Below are 19,555 nucleotides of genomic sequence, written 5' to 3'. Positions count from 1 at the left end.
GGGATTTATCCCCGTTCGGCTGCGAAGCAGTCGTAAAACCTGAATGCACGGTCCATCAGATACACCGCGCTATCTGAATTCACGGCTGCTTCGCAGCCGAACGGGGATAAATCCCCTCGCCACAACGTCAGCTGCTACAACAAGTGTGTAGGTCGGCAGGGTTTGTAGAAATGAACAATAAACGCCACCCCCGCTTGTGCAGCGGACCGGCGTTATTGTTCGGGGCTGCTGGCAGCATGGAACGCATTGGAACTGGAGAATTCGCATGAAAATCGTCATCGCCCCCGATTCGTTCAAGGACAGCCTGAGTGCCCAGGGTGTGGCCAATGCCATTGCCCTGGGATTGGCAGAGGTCTGGCCCGAAGCGCAATTGGTCAAATGCCCGATGGCCGACGGCGGCGAGGGCACTGTCGAGTCGATTCTGGCGGCGTGCGAAGGCGAATTGCGCAGGAACCAGGTTAGCGGTCCGCTCGGCATCACCGTCGATGCCGCGTGGGGCTGGTTGCCGCACACCCACACCGCGATCATCGAAATGGCCGAGGCCAGCGGGCTGCAACTGGTTCCACCGGGGCAGCGCGATGCGTGCGTCAGCAGCACCTTTGGCACCGGTGAACTGATTCGTGCCGCGCTGGATGCCGGAGCGCAACGGGTGATCCTGGCCATTGGCGGCAGCGCCACCAACGATGGCGGTGCCGGGGCGATGCAGGCGTTGGGCGTGAAGTTGCTGGATGTGCAAGGCCAAACGCTGGCACCGGGCGGTCTGGCGTTGGCGCACCTGGCTCAGATCGATCTGAGTGAAATCGATCCGCGTCTGACCAACGTGCGCTTCGACATCGCTGCCGACGTCAACAATCCCCTGTGCGGTCCTCACGGCGCTTCGGCGATTTTTGGTCCGCAGAAAGGTGCATCGCCTGAGCAGGTCCGGCAATTGGACGCTGCCCTCGGGCACTTCGCCAAGCTCTGCGCCCAGGCGTTGGGCAAGGACGTCCAGGACGAACCGGGCAGCGGCGCGGCGGGTGGCTTGGGGTTTGCGGCCAAGGCGTTTCTGGAGGCGCAATTCGAGGCGGGCGTGGAAGTCGTCGCCGAGTTGGTCGGGCTCGCAGAAGCGGTGAAGGGCGCTGACTTGGTCATCACCGGCGAAGGCCGTTTTGACGCCCAGACGTTGCGCGGCAAAACGCCGTTTGGCGTGGCGCGCATTGCCCGTGAGCAGGGCGTGCCGGTGATTGTGATCGCGGGGACGTTGGGTGAGGGTTATCAGGCGTTGTATGAACATGGCATTGATGCGGCGTTTGCCTTGGCCAGCGGGCCGATGACGCTGGAACAGGCGTGTGCCGAGGCGCCGCGGTTGTTGCGTGATCGGGCGAGTGATATCGCGCGTGTTTGGCGGATGGCCAGCCGCAAGCGCTGACCAAAACTGTCAGCACACAGGAATCTTGTGGCGAGGGAGCTTGCTCCCGCTGGGCTGCGAAGCGGCCCCAAAATCTACGGCCGCTGCGCAGCCGGACGGGAGCAAGCTCCCTCGCCACAAATGTTCATCAGGGCCGCCACTGTGTTTCAGCGTTGAAACAGATGTCGCCCAGCAAAAATATTTTTCTCAAATCCCCGCGAAAAACCTCATCCCCAGCCGATACATCCAATAGGCGCACACAAACCTATTACAACAGTGGCGCCACGCTGACCCCGCGCGCGCCTCATGCCCGCCACTCAGCCATCACCGCAAGGACGCTCGCCGCTTCAATCACCCGAGTATCGTCCTATGTCCCTGCGTAATCTGAATATCGCGCCTCGAGCCTTCCTGGGTTTTGCGTTCATTGCCTTGCTCGTCATCGTGCTGGGTGTATTCGCGGTGAACCGCATGTCGATCATCCGTCACGCCTCGGTCGAGATGGGCAGTACCCAACTGCCCAGCGTTGGCTACCTGGGCAATGTCACCGAAAACATCCTGCGCATGCGCATTCTGTCGTTCCGCATTCTGGTCAACCGCGAGCCGGCCAGTCTGCAGGAAGCTGAAGCCCGGATTGCCGTGCTCACCGACAAAGCGCGCAAGGCCCAGGCCAGTTATGCCGAATTGAAGGCGGGCCCGGACGAAGCGGCGCTGTATAAAGTGTTCAGCGCCACGCTGGACAAATACATACAAGCGCAGCGCGAGATGTTGGACCTGTCGCGCCAGAACAAGGTCGATGAGATGCGCACCCTGATCAACACGCGGATCAAGGAAGGCACCGACCAGATGGGCGAACAGCTCAATAAACTGGTGGCGTACAACCAGGAGGGCGCCAAAGCGGCCGGTGTTATCGCGCAAGAAAATTACAACACCGCCGTGACCGGCATTATCGCGGTGTCGGTGGTGGCGTCGCTCATGACCGTGCTGCTGGCCTGGCTGCTGACCCGCAGCATCGTCACGCCGCTGAACCGCGCCGTGCAAGCCGCCGAAACCATTGCCGGCGGCAACCTGAGCAAAGCCATCGAGATCGACGGCAAGGACGAACCGGCCCGTTTGCTCGGTGCTTTGTCCGTCATGCAGGCCAACCTGCGCCAAACCATCGAACAGATCGCCGGTTCCGCCACGCAACTGGGCGCCGCCGCTGAAGAGTTGAGCACCGTGACCCAGGAAGCGTCCCGCGGCCTGCAACAACAGAACAACGAAATCGAACAGGCCGCGACAGCGGTCAACGAAATGACCGCCGCCGTGGAAGAAGTCGCCCGCAATGCCGTGTCGACGTCTGAAGCCTCGAACCAGTCGACCCAGGCCGCGCGCGAAGGCCGCGACCGTGTGGTGGAAACCGTCGACGCGATCCAGACCATGACCCACGACGTGCAAAACACTTCGTTGATGATCGAAGGCCTGGCCGCACAGGGGCGCGACATCGGCAAAGTGCTGGACGTGATCCGCGCCATCGCCGAACAAACCAACCTGCTGGCCCTCAACGCGGCGATCGAAGCGGCGCGTGCTGGTGAAGCCGGACGTGGTTTTGCCGTGGTCGCGGATGAAGTCCGGGCCTTGGCTCATCGCACGGCGCAATCGACCCAGGAAATCGAAAAAATGGTCGCCGGCATCCAGAACGGCACGGGCGAAGCGGTCTCGTCGATGCAGCAAAGCAATCAGCGCACCCAAAGCACGCTGGAGATGGCCCGCGCCGCCGGTGTGGCGCTGGAGCAGATCACCCAGTCGATCCACTTGATCAACGAACGCAACCTGGTGATCGCCAGCGCCTCGGAAGAACAGGCCCAGGTGTCCCGTGAAGTCGACCGCAACCTGGTGAACATCCGCGACCTCGCCACCCAGTCCGCCGCCGGTGCCAATCAGACCAGCGCCTCGACCCATGAACTGTCGCGCCTGGCGGTGGATTTGAATGCGATGGTGGCGCGTTTCGTGATTTGAGATAGGGTTGTGGCTGGGAGTCCGCGCGCGACAGGAGAATTACATGCGCTATTCAGCCTTGACCCAACGAATCGCCGGCGACGGAGCGGCAGCCTGGCAGATTCATGACCGAGCGCTGGAAATGCGCGAGCAGGGAATCGATGTGCTGCTTCTGTCGATTGGCGATCCGGATTTCGACACACCGCCGCCCATCGTCCAGGCCGCCATCGACAGCTTGCGGGCCGGCGAAACGCATTACCCCGAGGTGCGTGGCAGTCGCGGATTGCGCAGCAGCATCGCGCGGCGCCATCGACAGCGCAGTGGTCAGGCGGTGGACGCCGATCATGTGATTGTGTTTCCGGGGGCGCAGTGTGCGGTGTATTCGGTTGCGCAATGCCTGCTCGATCCAGGCGATGAGGTGATCGTTGCCGAGCCGATGTACGTCACCTACGAAGGCGTGTTCGGCGCCTGCTCCGCCAAAGTGGTGCCGGTGGCGGTGCGCCCGGAGGACGGCTTTCGCGTTGACCCGGCGGATGTGGCGGCGCTGATCACGCCGAAGACCCGCGTCCTGTTGCTCAACAGTCCGAACAATCCGTCGGGTGCCAGTTTGCCGCTCAAGACCTGGCAAGCGCTGGCCGCGTTGTGCGTGCGCCATGATCTGTGGCTGATCAGTGACGAGGTCTACAGCGATCTGTTGTTCGAGGGTGAGCACACCAGCCCGGCGAGCCTGCCGGGCATGGCCGAACGCACCGCGACCATCAACAGCTTGTCCAAGTCCCACGCCATGAGCGGCTGGCGCGTGGGTTGGTCGATCGGCCCGAAAATGCTGGCCGAGCATCTGGTGCATTTGTCGTTGTGCATGCTGTTCGGCATTCCCGATTTTGTGCAGAAAGCCGCGCAAGTGGCGCTGGATGAAGACCTGCCGGAAGTCGCGCTGATGCGTGAGGAATATCGCCAGCGTCGCGATCTGGTGTGTGCGCGGTTGAGCAATTGCGCGGGGCTCCGACCGGTGCGGCCGGATGGCGGGATGTTCGTGATGGTCGATGTGCGCCCGACCGGGTTGTGTGCCCAAGGGTTTGCCGAGCGTTTGCTGGAGGGGTACGGCGTGTCTGTGCTGGCCGGTGAGGCGTTCGGGCCGAGTGCGGCGGGGCATATCCGGATCGGGTTGGTGGTGGATCAAGTGAAACTGGCCGATGCTTGTCGGCGAATCGCCTTGTGTGCGGCGGACCTGCTGGAAGCGCGGCGCGCCTGACTGATTTGTGTTGTCAGTGCCGGCCTCATCGCGAGCGGGCTCACTCCCACAGGGGATCTGTGGCGTTCACAAATCCACTGTGGGAGCGAGCCTGCTCGCGATGGCTGCCTGACAGGCGTCAAATGTCCTAAGCCTGCCACGCCCCAACATTCACCAGATTCTTGGGCCGCTCCCCAGCCAACGCCATCAGCAGATTATCCACCGCGCATTGAGCCATCGCCTCCCGTGTCTCATGCGTCGCCGACCCCATGTGCGGCGTCGCCACCACGTTGTTCAACGTCAATAATGGCGAGTCAACATTCAGCGGCTCACGCTCAAACACATCCAGGCCCGCCGCGCGAATCTGTCCGGTGCGCAACGCTTCGATCAGCGCTGCCTCATCCACGACTTTCCCTCGGGAAATGTTGATGAAAATGCTCTCCGGCCGCATCAGTGCGAACTCTGCAGCGCCAATCAACCCTTCGGTTTCCGCCGTCAGCGGCAACGTCAGGCAAATGAAGTCGGCCTGCTGCAACAGCTCCGTCAGGCTGCGGTACTGAGCATCAAAACGTTGCTCAACCGCCGGTTTCGGCGAATGGCTGTGGTAGATCACCGGCATGCCAAAGCCAAAATGCCCACGTTGCGCCAGCGCCTCGCCAATCCGCCCCATGCCGATGATGCCCAGCGTCTTGCCATGCACATCGGTGCCGAAATGCACCGGGCCAATGTTGCGGTTCCACTGACCGGCGCGGACCATGTTGGCCAACTCCACCACCCGCCGGGCCGTCGCCAGAATCAGCGCAAAACCCGTGTCGGCGGTGGTTTCGGTCAGCACGTCCGGCGTGTTGCTGAGCAGGATGCGTCGCTCGGTCAGGTAGTCGATGTCGTAGTTGTCGACACCGACGGAGACACTGGCGATGGCTTCAAGATTGGGCGCCAGATCAAGCAGTTCGGCGTCCAGCTTCAGACTTGCACCGAGCAGTCCGTGAGCGCGGGGCAGGGCGTCGCGCAGTTGCGCGATGCCCTCCGGCTTGAGATTGTCGATCAGCGTCACCTCGGTGTGCTCATGCAGGCGAGCCATCAACAGCGGCGAGAGTTTCTTGTACAGCACGACCTGCTTTTTCATCGTCATCATCTCAACTTCAATTCAAGGGTGAGCCGTCACTGGCCGTTGCGCAGCGGCCTTGGCCACGACCCGGTCACTGGCGCCGGGCTTGAGGAAAATCGTCAGCACCACCGAGAGCATCAACGCACCGCTCATCAGCAGGTAAGAAGCACCGGGCGACCCGGTGGAGCTGTTCAGGTAGCCGACCAGATATGAACCGCCAAACGAACCCAGCGCGCCCATGCTGTTGATCAGCGCCATCGCGCCGCCGGCTACGTTGGCAGGAAGAATCTCCGGGACAATCGCGAAAAATGGTCCGTAAGGCGCATACATGCAGGCGCCGGCAATCACCAACAGTGTGTAGGACCACCAGAAATGTTCAGCGCCCAAGGCGTAGGAGCCGTAGAACGCAATCGAGGCAATCAGCAGCGGCGGCCAGACGAAGCGTTTGCGCTTCTGCAATTTGTCCGAGCCCCACGACACCAGCAACATGCCGATGACGGCGGCCAGGTACGGCAGCGCCGAGAGCCAGCCGGCTTCGATCATGTCCATCTGCGCGCCGGCCTTGAGGATCGACGGCAGCCACAACACGAAACCGTAGACACCAATGCTCCAGCAGAAAAACTGCAACGCCAGGATGATTACTTTCGGTGAGCGAAAGGCTTCGGCGTAGTTCTTCACTGCCTTGATGCCGACCTGTTCGGCGGCGAGGGCGCTTTCCAGGTCGTGCTTCTCCTGGTCGGTCAGCCACTTGGCCTGGGCCGGGCGGTCGTCGGCCAGACGCCACCAGATAAATGCCCAGAGCACCGCCGGCAAGCCTTCGATGATGAACATCCAGCGCCAGCTGTAATGCTGCACCAGATAACCCGACACCACCGACATCCAGAGCATGGTCACCGGGTTGCCGAGGATCAGGAAAGTGTTGGCCCGCGAGCGTTCGGCCCGGGTGAACCAGTGGCACAGGTACACCAGCATCGCCGGCATCACCGCGGCTTCGACCACGCCGAGCATGAAGCGGATCACGATCAGCCAATAGGCGTTGGAGACGATGCCGGTCAGTGTGGCGAGCCCGCCCCAGAGGATCAGGCTGACGAAAATCAGTTTCTTCACGCTGTGCTTTTGCGCGTAGATCGCGCCCGGTACCTGGAAGAAAAAGTAGCCTAGGAAAAACAGCGCGCCGAGCATCGACGACAGGCCGGGGGTGATCATCAGGTCGGCGGCCATCCCGGAGGCGGCAGCGAACCCATAGTTGGCGCGGTCCAGATACGCCAGGCTGTAGGTGATGAAGACGATGGGCATGATGTACCACCAGCGGCGGGTGGCGAGTGAGGCGGTTTTCATGGTGGTGCTCCTGAGCTTGTTGTTTTTGTCGCAGCAGGTAGTTACATCTTCAGTGACTGGGCGGGCCTCATTCGCGAGCAGGCTCGCTCCACATTGGATCTAGGTCAGACACAAATCCCCTGTGGGAGCGAGCCTGCTCGCGATGGCGGCCTCGAATTCCACAGATAATTCCAGCCGGGTAGGCAACCCCTCCATATCCCCCCGACTCTGCACCGCCCGGCTGCCAATCCAGTTGGCCCGCTGCACGGCATTGGCAAAGCTGTGGTTTTCCAGCAAGGCGCTGATCATGCCGACGGCAAAGCCATCACCGGCGCCGACGGTATCGACCACCGTTGCCACCGGCACGCCCGCGACAAATCCCTGATCCAGAGGCGTGCGGTAATACGCGCCATGCGGGCCGAGCTTGATCGCCACCGCTTCTGCACCCTGATCGAGGTAAAACGCGGCAATGTCTTCCGGGTCTTCAAACCCGGTCAGCAAACGGCCTTCACTCAACCCCGGCAACACCCAGTGGGCGAGGGCGGCGAGGCGGTTGATCTCAGTGATCATCAATTGTTCGCTGGCCCACAGGCTCGGGCGCAGGTTCGGGTCGAAGGACACACTGCGCCCGGCGTTGCGCATGCGAGACATCAATTCGAAAGACATTTCCCGGGTCGACGCAGACAGCGCCGCCGGAATGCCGGTGGCGTGCAAGTGGCGGGCATTGAGCAACTGCTCGGAGATCGATTGCACCGACAAGTGACTGGCTGCCGAACCACGGCGGTAATACTCAACCACCGGATCACTGCCATCGTCGGCTCGGGACTTGAGCTGAAACCCGGTCGGGTGCGCAGGGTCGATGTCGACATGGCTGCAATCCAGGCCTTCTTTTTCCAGCGTGTCGACGACAAACCGCCCCAGCGAATCGGCACCGACCCGGCTCAGCCACGCCACGTTGAACCCCAGCCGCGACAGGCCGATCGCGACGTTGCTGTCCGCCCCGGCAATGCGCTTGTGGAATTGGCTGACGGCCGCCAGATCACCGTTCTGCTCGGCGACGAACATGGTCATGGTTTCACCGAACGACAGGATATCGAACTCAGACATGAGCACTCTCCCGGCGGGATTGGCCGAGGCGGGCGAGGGTGGCGACGTGTTCGGTGGTCAACTGCACCAGGTCATCGCCTTGCAGCGGATATTCCGCCGCACGCATCACGCCATGGCCCATGTGCCGCAACAGTTGTTCCCATAGATGCACGTCGCTGGCCACCGGCGGGGTGGCGACCAGTTTGCCGTCGGCCCGGCGCGCCACGGCTTTGCAATGCACGTAGCCGACATGCCGGCCGAGCAACCGCGCAGCGCTGGCGGCGGACTGGTCCTGCCATTGCCAGTTGCCGATGTCGAAGGTCATCTTGATCGGCAGGTTGTGTTGTTCGACGTCGCCGAAGAAGCGTTGAAACGGTTCGATGCGACCGCCGTGGAGGGTCTGGTCGTTTTCCACCAGCAGTTGCACCGGGCTTTGCGCGAGGATTCGGCTCAAGGCCTGGAGATCGTTGTTGTCGGTGAAATAGCCCAGGGAGACTTTCAGCCACTTGGCGCCGAATATTTCGGCGCGCTCGAGGGTGGTGAGCAGTTGAGGATTGGGTCTCGACTGGCCGGCCAGCCACAACTCCATCGGCGAGGAATAGATGCTTTCCAGACCTCGGGCCTGGGTGTCGGCGGCCAGTTGCAGCGGATTTTCATCAGTCAGCAACTCTTCGCGCCATTCAATGCGCGAGGCGCCGGCAGCGGCCAAGACCTCGACAAAACTGCCTTGGCCGCGTTGGCGGACCAGGTCGGCGCCATAGCTCGACAGGCTGATGGAAACGGGTGGTTTATTCATTGTTTTGCACCTCTGAAACCGGTTTCATTTTTGTTCAAAAAAAAGGAGCTGTCTTAAGTTTTGTGCTGTTCTTTAGGGCCTCATCGCGAGCAGGCTCGCTCCCACAGGGGATCTGTGGCGTGCACAAAAACAGTGTGGGAGCGAGCCTGCTCGCGATAGGGCCCTAATATTCACCGAATATTCCCAAGGGTCGACCCACGCACAATCAACCGCGCCGAAAAATCCATCGTCCGCACCGGCCCATCATCCCCGCGCAACCGCTTGAGTAAACACTCAAAGGCACTCGCGCCCATCTCCGCCGTCGGCTGGGCCAGCGCCGTAATTCCGCTGCCCACCAGTGGATACCAATCCAGATCATCCAGCGCGATCAGCCCCACATCCTCAAACAGATTGCACTGCAACTCGCGCAACGAATGCGTACTGGCCAGCGCCGCAATGCCGTTGGCGCAGAACAACGCTTTCGGGCCAGGGCCGGGCGTGTTCAGGAAGGTTTTCAGCCGTGAGGTCAGTTCGCTGCCGGTCTCAACGACCGCGCCGGTTAAAGCAGGGCGTCGCTGAGTCTGCGCCTTGAAACTGCTCACCCGCTCAATCCGCGAACTAGTGCCGTCAAACGGCTCCGTCACCATCAGCACATCGCGATAACCGCGCTCCTGCAAATGGGCGAGGGCCATTTCAACGGCGGCCGGGTTGTCCAGCCCGACCAGATCACTCTCCAGCTGCTCGACCTTGCGATCCACCAGCACCATCGGCATTTCCCGATGCAACTCGCGCAACTCATCGCGGTGATGGCCCAGGGTGTTCACGATCAAGCCTTCGATGTTGTACGAGCGCAGCAGCGCCAAGTGCTGACGTTCCTGCTCGTCATCGCGATCAGTGTTGCACACCACCAGGCTGTAACCATGACGACGGCAAGCGGTTTCCACCCCGTGCATCACGGCAATCGAATAAGGGTTACGGATATCGGCCACCAGCATGCCGATCAGGCGCGTACGACCGCGTTTCAAGCCACGGGCCATCTGATTGGGGCGATAGCCCAGTTCGGCAATCGCCTGCTCGATGCGCAGGGCAATGGCATCGGAGAGCAGGGCGCGGTCATCGCCGATGAAGCGCGAGACGCTGGCTTTGGAAACGCCGGCATGTTCGGCGACGTCGAGCATGGTGACGCGGCTGCGTTGGGCGGCGGAGAAATCGTTCACGGTTGAGTCTTCTTATTGTCTGAAACCGGTTTCAGGAGACAACAGTTTCGTTGTTTTCGTCAAGGGCAGATGTTTCCGGCAGCGGGGTATGAAGCCGATATATCCGACGGGCGGTTGAAAAACCTGTCAGATCTGACAGTAGGCAATACCCAAGTTGAAGCGCCTAATTTCTTCGACGGGACAGCAAACCAAAAACCAAAGTATTTCGAATGTGTTTTATACGTCGATGGTAGAAGAATGACCTCAATGACATTTAATAAACCACGAAATGTAGGCGTATTGGCAAAGCCGCTTACTGTGGAAGGCGTCGACGACAACGATCCGGCCGGGCATGTCCCTCGTGACCTTTTGATTAAAGGAACTCGTATCGTTATTCCGTATTGGATTGATCCGGTACCAAACGATGAACTGTGGGTGATATTTCGTCAGAACGGTGTGGGACGCAGGCTCTACAGGAAGTTTTATCCAACGCCTCTGACCGTCCCGTTCTTGTATTTCGATTTGACGGCGCAACACTTGGCTTCTGACGGCATCGCATACCTGTATTACAAAATCTGGAAAGGTTCAGGCGGTACCGATGATCCCTCGCCTGACAGACAACTGACCATCGATCACACCCCGTTAGTAACGTTACCGGAGCCCGTCTTTGCGCACGCCACATTGTGGGGTTATCTGAATAACTCGACAAAACCTCCTTTGACAAGTGGCGCTACCGTTCGAATTTCTGCTTTTACAACCATCGCCGTACCCGGGGACATTGCAAGGATTCACTGGCGAGGATATTCATCCTTGAACGGTAGTGGGCCGGAGCTGCCTGGCACATATGGTGTTTGGGATAAGCCTCTCTCTGCTACCGATATAGCAAATGGATTTGATCATGTTGTGCCGTATCTGCCGCACATAATTTCGCTGTTCGATAATGATTCGGCAGTTGTTGTCTGCCAATTACTTCGTGGTGGCCGGCTTATTGCCGAGTCAAGTAAAGCGCTTGTGAAAATCGACCAAGTAACACCTGGTGAAATTGGCCCGTCCGGGCTTAATGAAGGAGAAAGGGAAATGACTGCTCAAGAAAAGGTATTTAAAGTCAGAGGTACTCCACCGGAACTTGGTGGGCGTGCTAATAGTATTCTTGCAACTGAAATCTCGGTGGAGACGGTAGCTGATGACTTTATTCATAAGAGTCAGTTGGATACCCAAAAAATCATTATCAAGTTGGCTGCCTTTGTAGATCCACGCGACGGTGATGATTGTGATGTTTGGGCTGCTGTTGAGGGGCAAACGCCTATCCGAATAGCTAAAATGGTGCCACTTGGCCTGGTCGCCAGTCGTCCCGACCCTGTCTTGATTGAACTGGACGCAGCGCTTTTTCCGGACTTGCCTCAGCCTGCTGGTCCTACTGCGTACATAGTGAAAGTCTTGGTCTACAAGGACGGTGCCGGTACCGACGACCCTTCCAATGAGGTCAGGATCGTCATTGACAAAAACGCGCCATTCGGGCTCAAGTTTCCTACGGTAAGACTGACCCCACCAGTTCCCGCAGCCGTTTTCACCAATGCACCGACCGATCCGCAAAGGACCGTCAATGAAGCCTGGATGCAGGTGCCTGCAAATGCGAACGCGGAATTGGTGTTTGGCGTCGCTTATCCGAATCGCCGTCCCGATGATGAGCTCGAGCTCCATTTGGTTTCGGGTGGCGTGGATATTGTGGCATTCAAAGGCACGGTTCCGGCTGGCGGTACAGTTCCAGTGCCCAACACTGAACTGCGCAAACTCCCGAACGGCCGGGTCATGGCCTTTTTTTTCTTGACTGACCATGCTGGAAACCGAAGCGCAAGTTCCACTCCCGCGCCCCTCATGACACTAGGTCTTGCATTGCCTCCTGTTTTGCATAAAGCACCGCTGGTGCCGGCGACTGACCCCGATGGTACCACCACAATTTATCTGGATGACTTTCGTGCAACAGGCAACATACAGGCGATCGTCGAGCGCGCATTCATTGATAACCTGGAGCCAGGCGATCAGGCAATGATATACGTTGAAGATACTTCGGACGTTACTAATTTTAAACAGGTAGGTCCTGTCCCTATCATTGACGCGGATGTATCATTCACACTTGACTATAAAGGCTTTTTTGAAGAGCTATTTGGAACATATGAGGAAGCTTCGGAGTTCAAAATATGGACTGAGATTGTTCGGGGAATCGATACTTTTCCATCGCCAGAGCGTTTCTTCTGGATGGATTTGTTCCCGTCTGGAGGGGTGTTTCCTGAGTTGCCTGGCGATGTAAACCCGGCCTTTGCCTTGCCTGTAGTCACCGGTGCCTCCAATACACCGAATGACTTACAACCGGGAGATCGCGACAAACCGGGAAAAATCGAAGTGACGTTGAACCTTGCAGATCCGCCGCTTAGTTCGACTGAAACGGCCAGGTTTTACCTGAACGATAAATATGTAGGAGAAGTTACACCATTCGATGACATGATAAAATTTAGTCATGTCATTGCCCCTGCGCACATGGCTTCGCTGCCGACACCGGAAACAACTGCCTACTGGACACGCCAGAAGACGGGCATTGACAAAAACGTTATCAAGTCCAGTCCAGAAACTGTACTAGTCAGTGGCAAGAAAATCGATTTGCTCACGCCAACCATCCGGATCCGCAACCCTTTAAGAGATCAGATGGATTGCTACGCAATGGACAATGCGGCGACTGACTGGAAGGTGGCAATCGGTGTTCCCAAAGATGCGGTCAATTTGCCGCAGGGTACCGTCATCACTATGAACATTGCAGCGTACAGCGATGAAGCGGGTACTAACTTGATCCCGGGCACGGCGGATTCCCAACCGTATACCATTAAGGACCCCGGTACGCCCGATGTCGCAGCTGTTGGCAGTGCAGAAATCTTCAAGCTTGCACAACCTAGACGGGGTGCGGTGGCTTGGATCATGTATTGGTACACGGCAAATATCGGGGGCGTTCAAACTTCGATTCCGATCATCAAAAAACTGGACACGATCACCTCAAGTGCCGAGTACTGCGACCGAACCCCTGTTCCGCTGACATGATGGTTGAATCGTAAGGGAGGTATATCGTGGGAGAGATTGATCTCTCCCACGATATTGATATTTCTCCGAGGGGACTCTCAATAATTCCCTTCATTTTGCAGATAAATCCTACAGGAACAGGGACTATTCCTACATCTAACTCGCAGATTGCTGATTAGTCTGTCGGACGTTTTTTGGGGCGATTTTTTGGTTTATCAGAAAAGTCGCTTTCGGATTTGTTCGCTGCGTGGAGTTCTTATGCCCCTACTATCAAGTTTCAAACGTTGCAAAACAACTGGATGCCTGTTTACCGCAATTATTCTCAGTACTCCCGTGGCCAATGCCAGAACGCTTATTCCAGGAGAAAGCGCAACCGTTACCAATCCACCCGCGCCGGAGGCATGGTCGGTATCCCAAGGCGGAACACTGACGATCAATAATGCAAACGCACTGTCGATCACTTCGCAAAGCGCCAATGTCATTTTCAATGGTGGTCAGAGTGAGCGGATCGAAGCCCGCGATAGTTCAGTGCTTTCGCTGACAGGGGTCACCGTTAATAGCTCAACAGGCCGGGGCGCCATTTCGCTCAGCGACAGTTCTGCCACTATCGATAACGGAATAATCACCAGTACCAATAGTTTTGGACTTCTACTGGGGCGCAACATCAATACTCCCACCTCCTCAAGTGCGACCGTCAAGGGCGGTAGCACAATTACGGGGCTTCCCGGTGGCGCGAATGCCGTGGGTTTCGCGGTTTTGAATGTTGAAAACTCGACCATTCTTGGTACTGGTGCAACCAGCTACGGCGTGCAATTGGGTGGCGCCACACTTTCGGCGACGGGCAGTACCATTTCCGGCGGGCAAGATGGCCTGCAAATCATCACTGACAACACAGGCGTGAACGCCAGTTCCGCAACGCTCAAAGATACCCTCGTGAAGGGAGGGTCGGGTTCGGCAATCGTACTGGGTTCGTCCGGTGCCGCGGGTTCGGTCGCAGACATTAATATTCTGGGCAGTACAAAACTTGTCGGTGGTAATGGCACAGCGTTGCAGGCGACCAATCGTTCCACCGCCAACGTGAAGGTCGATGGAAGTGCCTTGAGCGGCAATTTCATTGCCGATACCGGCAGCACCATCGCACTGGCGATGCAAAACGCAGCCTCTATTGACGGCAATCTGCAAAACGTTACGCGGGTCAGTCTCGATTCCGGCAGCAGTTTGAACGGTAATGTGCAGGCTGTTGCGGGGACAGCGGCAACGGTCAATTTAAACAACAATTCTGCAATCAACGGCAATGTCGACAATGTCGACAACCTCGCACTGAACAATGGCAGTCGTATCACCGGTAACGTGCTCTTCGATGCCAATGGTAGCGTGTCGCTGGACAACCGTTCTGCGCTCAACGGCAATGTCGCCAATGTTTCCAGCCTTACGCTGAACAATGACAGCAACATGACCGGTGACGTACTCACTGATGCCACTGGCAGCGTGCTGCTGGACAACCGTTCTGTGCTCAACGGCAATGTCGACAATGTTTCCAGCCTTACGCTGAAAAATGACAGCAACATGACCGGTGATGTAGTTACCGGTATCAATGGCAACGTGCTGCTGGACAATGGGTCGGTATTGACCGGCAAAGTCAACAATTCAGGCAATCTGAGCATCAACAACGCGGCGCAGTGGGTGATGACCGGGAATAACGCCATACAGAACCTGACGTCCAACGGCGGTATCGTGCGTATGGGCACCAACGAGCAGTTCCTTCGGCTGGATGTCGCTAACGTCTCCGGAAACGTCACTGTTTTCACGGGGACAGACTTGAGCACCGGCAATACCGATTTTTTCAATGCCGGGCACGCGGACGGTCAAATTAAATTTGATGTCACCGCTACCGGCAACAATCCGCTGACTGCCGAGGACGTACACATCGGCATTATCAATTCGGGCAACGCTGACGTCAGCTTGAATAATGGGGAAACAGTGGACGGCGGCACGTTTGTCTACCGGCTGGCGAGGGAGGGCGAGGGCTTGTACCTGCGCCCGGACAAGGAGACAGTCAGTACGTCGACCAATACGGTATTGGCATTGGCAGGCAGCGCTCGCAGTATCATGAACGCTGAAATGGCCTTGCTCAGCGACCAGTTGGGCGAGCGTGGCATGAGCGACAATCAGATGGGTTCGGTACGTGCAGCCGATGACGGCGCGGTCAAGAACCTCAGCAACAGCGTATGGGTGCGCACGTACGGCAATCAATACAGCATCAAGAACGCCTACGGCGACGGGTATACCCAAAACCAGACGGGTATTACTGCCGGTGCCGACACAACAGTCGAACTGGCGGGCCGGTCATGGGGGCTGGGCGTGTTCGTTGGTTCGAGCCATACCCGAATGGATCTCAAGTACGGGTCCAGTGCAACGGTTGAAAGCCGGCACGCCGGTGTCTATGGCAACACGTCCGATGTTGATAGCGGTGTCTTCGTGAACGTCATGGCCAAGATCAACCAGTTTGATAACAAGGCCAAGGTCACCATGAGCAACCTCACGCGTGCCAAAGGTGACTTCAAAGCATTGGGTGTCAGCGGGTCGGTGGCGGTGGGCAAACATATTCGTTTCGACAACGGCTACTTTATCGAACCTAAAGTGCAACTGGCCACAGCCATCACCCAGAGCGACAACTATCGACTGGACAATGGGCTGGAAGTAGAAAGCGATGCCATGCGTTCGTTTCAAGGCAAAGTCGGCATCCGGGGCGGGGTAGCAATTGCGCTCGAAGGTGGGGGCGTGTTGGAGCCGAGTCTGGTCACCGCCGTCACTCATGAGTTTGTAAAAACCAACGAGGTCACGATCAATGACGATGACGCCTTCGATGACGATCGTGGTCGCAGTGCCGTTGAATATGGTGCAGTCCTGAAATGGACACCTGCACAAAAAAACTGGCAGGTGTCCGGTCAAATGGGTGGTAGCAAAGGTAGGACAGTCAGTCAGGACTGGAGCGGGAGCTTGAGGTTGAGCTACTTCTTTTAATGGAGACAGCTGCTGTCAGCTAACTCAATACAACAATGCCCCGAACGTTTCGGGGCATTTTTTTAGCTGAAGCCTCGCGTCACGCCAGCGCAAGCAAGGCAGAAACCAATAGCAGCAACGCCATTGCGCGATTAAAACGCTGGAGGGCCTTTGCCGAGCCAAGCCATCGGTTTGCACCCTTTCCCAACAGTGCCCAAACAGTCAGGCACGGCAGCGAAACCAGAAAAAATGCCAGCGACAGCCCGACAATCTGAAGTTGACGATCATCGCCGACCCCGGCGAACACACCCACCACGGCAAACGCCATCATCCAGGTTTTTGGATTGACCAACTGCAAGCTCGCGGCTGCCCACAATCCAAACTCGCGTCTTTTTCCACCTTCCACGGTGAATGTCGAGAGCGGCGCATGGTAAATCTGCCATGCCAGGAAGCTCAGCCAGGCGATCCCGGCCCATTTCATCAGCGATTGCACCCCTGGCAATCCGGAGAGCGACTCACCCACACCGCTCCCCACCAGCAACACAATCAGCGCCGCACTGGCACAGGCGCCGAAAATGATCGGCAGCGCTGCCTTGAAGCCAAAGCGGGCGCTGTTGCTCAGCACCAGAATGTTGGTTGGCCCCGGCGTGATGGACGCGACAAAAGCGAACAGCAAAAATGGCAGCAGTGTGGGAACGGTGGACAACATGGCAGCGGGCTCCGTGAATGATCTCTGGAGCCGATCCTCACAAAGTTCGGGTCATGCGTCTGGAAGATTTGAGCAGCGCTTGCGGTACAGCGCCGGAGTCAAGCCATATGCCCGGACAAACCAGCGGCCCAGATGGCTCTGATCGGCAAAGCCCAGTTCCATCGCCACTGCTGCCGGTTGACTCCCAAGGGCCAGCATTCTCCGGGCCGTGGCGAGGCGCAATTGCACGAGGTAGGCGTGGGGTGCCATGCCATAGGCGGCCTTAAAGGCGCGAGTCAGACGAAAACGGTCGACACCCGTTGCTGCGGCCAATTGATCGAGGCCGATATCGTATTGAGCATTGGCGTGTAGATACTCACGAGCCCTCTGCGCCACCAACGGCAGGCGCGGGTCTTCGCCGTAACGGGTGCGCCAGTGTAAATGGCTGGTCAGACGTTCGAGCAAACTATCGAGCGCGGTCTGGCGGACGATTTTCAGCTCGCCGTGATGCAGCGTTTGAAACGCCAGGCTGGTGGCGTGGGCCAGTCGTGGATCGCTGGCCAGGATGTTGGCGAAACTCAATTGACTGTTGTCGGGGGCATTTTCGAAGACGGCACTGAGTTCACGTTTCAGCCACTGCGGATCGAGGTACAGCATGCGGTAGGTGAAACCGTCTTCAGTCGGCGCGTCGCCGTCGTGGATGTCACCCGGTTCGAGCAGGAATACCTTGCCCGGCGTGCTTTGATGCGTCGCCCTCCGGCAATTGAATTGCTGGACGCCTTGTTCGGTGACGCCCACCAGGTAGCTGTCGTGCCAATGCGGGTCGTAGGCGTGGCCCTGGAAATGCGCGCGCAGGGTCTCGATGGCGGTATCGGCGTCCTGGGCCAGATCGATCCAGTTGTGAGTGGTCATGCTGCACCTGTGGGACGGATTGCCGGTTTATTTAACGCCGATGCCGAGGTCGATGCCTAGAACGTTTGTGCACGCATCAGTTGAACAGTCCTGCCGCGATGTTGATCGAGAAGCCGAGGATCGCCGTGTTGAACAAAAAACCGATCAGCGATTGTGCCAGCACGATTTTGCGAATGCCCCGGGTCGCCACGCCGACGTCCGAGGTCTGCACCGCCACGCCAATGGTGAAAGAGAAGTACAGGAAGTCCCAGTAATTGGGCGTTTCCAGGCCTTCTGCAAAGCGCAGCGCCAGGTCTTTGCCATCCCAGGTGTAGAACAGACGGGCGTAGTGCACGCTGAAAATCACCCCGATCAGCAGCCATGAACCGAGAACCGTCAGCGCAGTGAAGCCGTAATGCAGCAGCTTGCGGGTGGTTTCCAGGTCTTTGCTGCCGGCCAGTTCAAAGGTGATGGTCGCGAGGCTCGCAATCGCGGCGATGCACACCACGAACAGCACCAGACCGGCGTTTTCATCTTCGACTTCGGCAATGCGCTTCACGTCCGGGGCCTTGGCGCGCGTGGTGAGCCAGAGCATCAGGATCAGGTACGTCCAGACCCCGACATTCCAGCCGATGAGGATTTTGCTGATGATCGAATCGGCCGGAGCCAGGATGCCTGCCGCGACGCCAAGGGTGGTGGCGGCGGACAGGCGAGGGTGGGTGCGGGCGAGGAAGGGCATGGAGACTCACGGTCAGGGCCTTTTGCAGCACCATAGCCTTGCCGTGAGTGGTGCATCAAGCGCTGCCTTTCAGATCAATCAAAGGCAGGTCAAAAGCGTCAAGGGGTTTGAGGATTACTGTCGAAAGTGAAAACTCCGTTTTTAAACGTAATTCGCATCCCGTTGGAGGCTTCTTCACTGATGAATTCCAGGCGTCCCCTGAACAAACCATGCGATGAACCATCCGCGGGCACTTCCTCAACCACCAATATGCCGCTTTGTGCCGGATAGCCTGCTGCTCCGGGATAAACCTCGTTGTAACTGACGAGGATTTTATCCTTGAATGCGGCCAGGTCATAAGTGCCAGGTCCAAGGTCGCGTGCAAATGAGATAGTGACTATATCCAGCGGGCGGTTGGGCACACCGTGTGAATAGGTCTGGGACCATGCCAGCCAATGTGGAACCTTCAGGCCTACCTCCGGATTCCCGGGGCGTGCCACGAGCAGGAATTGATTGGGGTTGTATTTTTGATACGCGCCACCCTCAAGTGTAGCCGTGAAGGCGCCGGCAGTATCTGCCTTTGAAGCTGCCAGGACTTCAAAGTCTTTCATCTCCAATAAGCCTTGACTGACGACAAGTTCCTTGTTTTCTGGAAGGCGAACGGTGAAATCGAAAGTGCCCGTTACAGTTTGTTGCTTAGTATCGATGGTTACTTTTACTTTGCCCGATTTAGCCAGAAAAGGCGTCCAGTTAGAATCCCGAAATTCAATCCAGCTTGCCTTGGCGGTGGCAAGGTTTGAATAGTCACTGTCAATGGAATACTCCTTGTTCGTCACATCTCCCTCATCCGGTATCCGCAGCTCGATCAAGAAGCTTTGCCCGTCGTCTTTTACATCGGCTGAGTTCGCGACCCAAAAATTGTGCACAGGGTCATGGTAAAGAGTCGGTTTTTTGTCTCCGTGAAAGTTGAACTCTTCACTCAAGTCCGCTTTGATAAAGCCCGTGGTGGTGATTTCCATATGCGCTCCTGAACCGGTAGGGGAGTATTTAATTGCCGCGCGGCAGGAAACAGCTTATGTGTTTGATCGTTCCTTAGTAACTGTCAGATATAACAG

General features: G+C 57.8%; 13 protein-coding genes and 2 pseudogenes. 6 read left to right on the top strand and 9 right to left on the bottom strand.

Going from position 1 to position 19,555, the window contains the following annotated elements:
- The first annotated feature begins 265 nt into the window (after positions 1-265).
- From ACA053_RS15250 to ACA053_RS15235, 4 genes and pseudogenes are all read left to right on the top strand, one after another.
- Positions 266-1,408: a glycerate kinase gene (locus ACA053_RS15250; RefSeq protein ID WP_497392971.1), complete on the top strand. Its 1,143-nt coding sequence runs from the start codon at positions 266-268 to the stop codon at positions 1,406-1,408.
- A 285-nt stretch (positions 1,409-1,693) separates the two neighbouring features.
- Positions 1,694-2,233, top strand: a pseudogene (locus ACA053_RS15245) (MCP four helix bundle domain-containing protein); the annotation flags it as partial.
- Positions 2,234-2,275: 42 nt separating this feature from the next.
- Positions 2,276-3,265, top strand: a pseudogene (locus ACA053_RS15240) (methyl-accepting chemotaxis protein); the annotation flags it as partial.
- Positions 3,266-3,425: 160 nt separating this feature from the next.
- Positions 3,426-4,613: a pyridoxal phosphate-dependent aminotransferase gene (locus ACA053_RS15235; RefSeq protein ID WP_497311640.1), complete on the top strand. Its 1,188-nt coding sequence runs from the start codon at positions 3,426-3,428 to the stop codon at positions 4,611-4,613.
- A 127-nt stretch (positions 4,614-4,740) separates the two neighbouring features.
- Here ACA053_RS15235 and ACA053_RS15230 read toward each other — a convergent pair whose 3' ends face one another.
- From ACA053_RS15230 to ACA053_RS15210, 5 genes are all read right to left on the bottom strand, one after another.
- A complete protein-coding gene (locus ACA053_RS15230) occupies positions 4,741-5,718 on the bottom strand; it encodes an NAD(P)-dependent oxidoreductase (RefSeq protein WP_497396171.1) in 978 nt (325 codons plus the stop codon).
- A 21-nt stretch (positions 5,719-5,739) separates the two neighbouring features.
- Positions 5,740-7,038, bottom strand: a complete 1,299-nt coding sequence (locus ACA053_RS15225; protein ID WP_109631829.1) for an MFS transporter — start codon at positions 7,036-7,038, stop codon at positions 5,740-5,742.
- A gap of 99 nt (positions 7,039-7,137) precedes the next feature.
- Positions 7,138-8,124 carry a sugar kinase gene (locus tag ACA053_RS15220; RefSeq protein ID WP_497392970.1) on the bottom strand — a complete coding sequence of 329 codons (987 nt, stop codon included), beginning with the start codon at positions 8,122-8,124 and terminating at the stop codon, positions 7,138-7,140.
- Complete coding sequence (locus ACA053_RS15215; protein WP_497392969.1) at positions 8,117-8,899, bottom strand: sugar phosphate isomerase/epimerase family protein; 783 nt, start codon at positions 8,897-8,899, stop codon at positions 8,117-8,119. Before ACA053_RS15215 ends, ACA053_RS15220 begins: the two co-directional genes overlap by 8 nt.
- A gap of 170 nt (positions 8,900-9,069) precedes the next feature.
- A complete protein-coding gene (locus ACA053_RS15210; protein WP_497392968.1) occupies positions 9,070-10,095 on the bottom strand; it encodes a LacI family DNA-binding transcriptional regulator in 1,026 nt (341 codons plus the stop codon).
- A gap of 15 nt (positions 10,096-10,110) precedes the next feature.
- Here ACA053_RS15210 and ACA053_RS15205 point away from each other — a divergent pair, with 15 nt between their 5' ends.
- Both ACA053_RS15205 and ACA053_RS15200 read left to right on the top strand, forming a co-directional pair.
- Positions 10,111-13,161, top strand: coding sequence for a hypothetical protein (locus ACA053_RS15205; protein WP_497392967.1), 3,051 nt, complete (start codon positions 10,111-10,113; stop codon positions 13,159-13,161).
- Between the two features lie 237 nt (positions 13,162-13,398).
- On the top strand, positions 13,399-16,164 hold the full coding sequence (locus ACA053_RS15200; protein WP_497392966.1) for an autotransporter outer membrane beta-barrel domain-containing protein: 2,766 nt from the start codon (positions 13,399-13,401) through the stop codon (positions 16,162-16,164).
- Positions 16,165-16,243: 79 nt separating this feature from the next.
- Here the strand turns inward: ACA053_RS15200 and ACA053_RS15195 are convergent, their stop codons facing one another.
- The 4 genes from ACA053_RS15195 to ACA053_RS15180 all read right to left on the bottom strand — a co-directional run bounded on the left by ACA053_RS15195 (position 16,244) and on the right by ACA053_RS15180 (position 19,459).
- Positions 16,244-16,852 carry a LysE family translocator gene (locus tag ACA053_RS15195; RefSeq protein ID WP_497392964.1) on the bottom strand — a complete coding sequence of 203 codons (609 nt, stop codon included), beginning with the start codon at positions 16,850-16,852 and terminating at the stop codon, positions 16,244-16,246.
- Between the two features lie 51 nt (positions 16,853-16,903).
- Entirely contained in the window at positions 16,904-17,743 is an 840-nt protein-coding gene (locus tag ACA053_RS15190; RefSeq protein ID WP_497392963.1) for an AraC family ligand binding domain-containing protein, read from the bottom strand.
- Between the two features lie 76 nt (positions 17,744-17,819).
- Positions 17,820-18,461, bottom strand: a complete 642-nt coding sequence (locus tag ACA053_RS15185) for a DUF1345 domain-containing protein (protein WP_497311632.1) — start codon at positions 18,459-18,461, stop codon at positions 17,820-17,822.
- Positions 18,462-18,559: 98 nt separating this feature from the next.
- Positions 18,560-19,459: a hypothetical protein gene (locus ACA053_RS15180; RefSeq protein WP_497392962.1), complete on the bottom strand. Its 900-nt coding sequence runs from the start codon at positions 19,457-19,459 to the stop codon at positions 18,560-18,562.
- Between the last annotated feature and the right edge of the window lie 96 nt (positions 19,460-19,555).

Source organism: Pseudomonas sp. LBUM1672 (assembly GCF_059695655.1).
The sequence above is the reverse complement of the archived record's forward strand: the minus strand, read 5'-3'. Positions and strand labels throughout refer to the sequence as shown.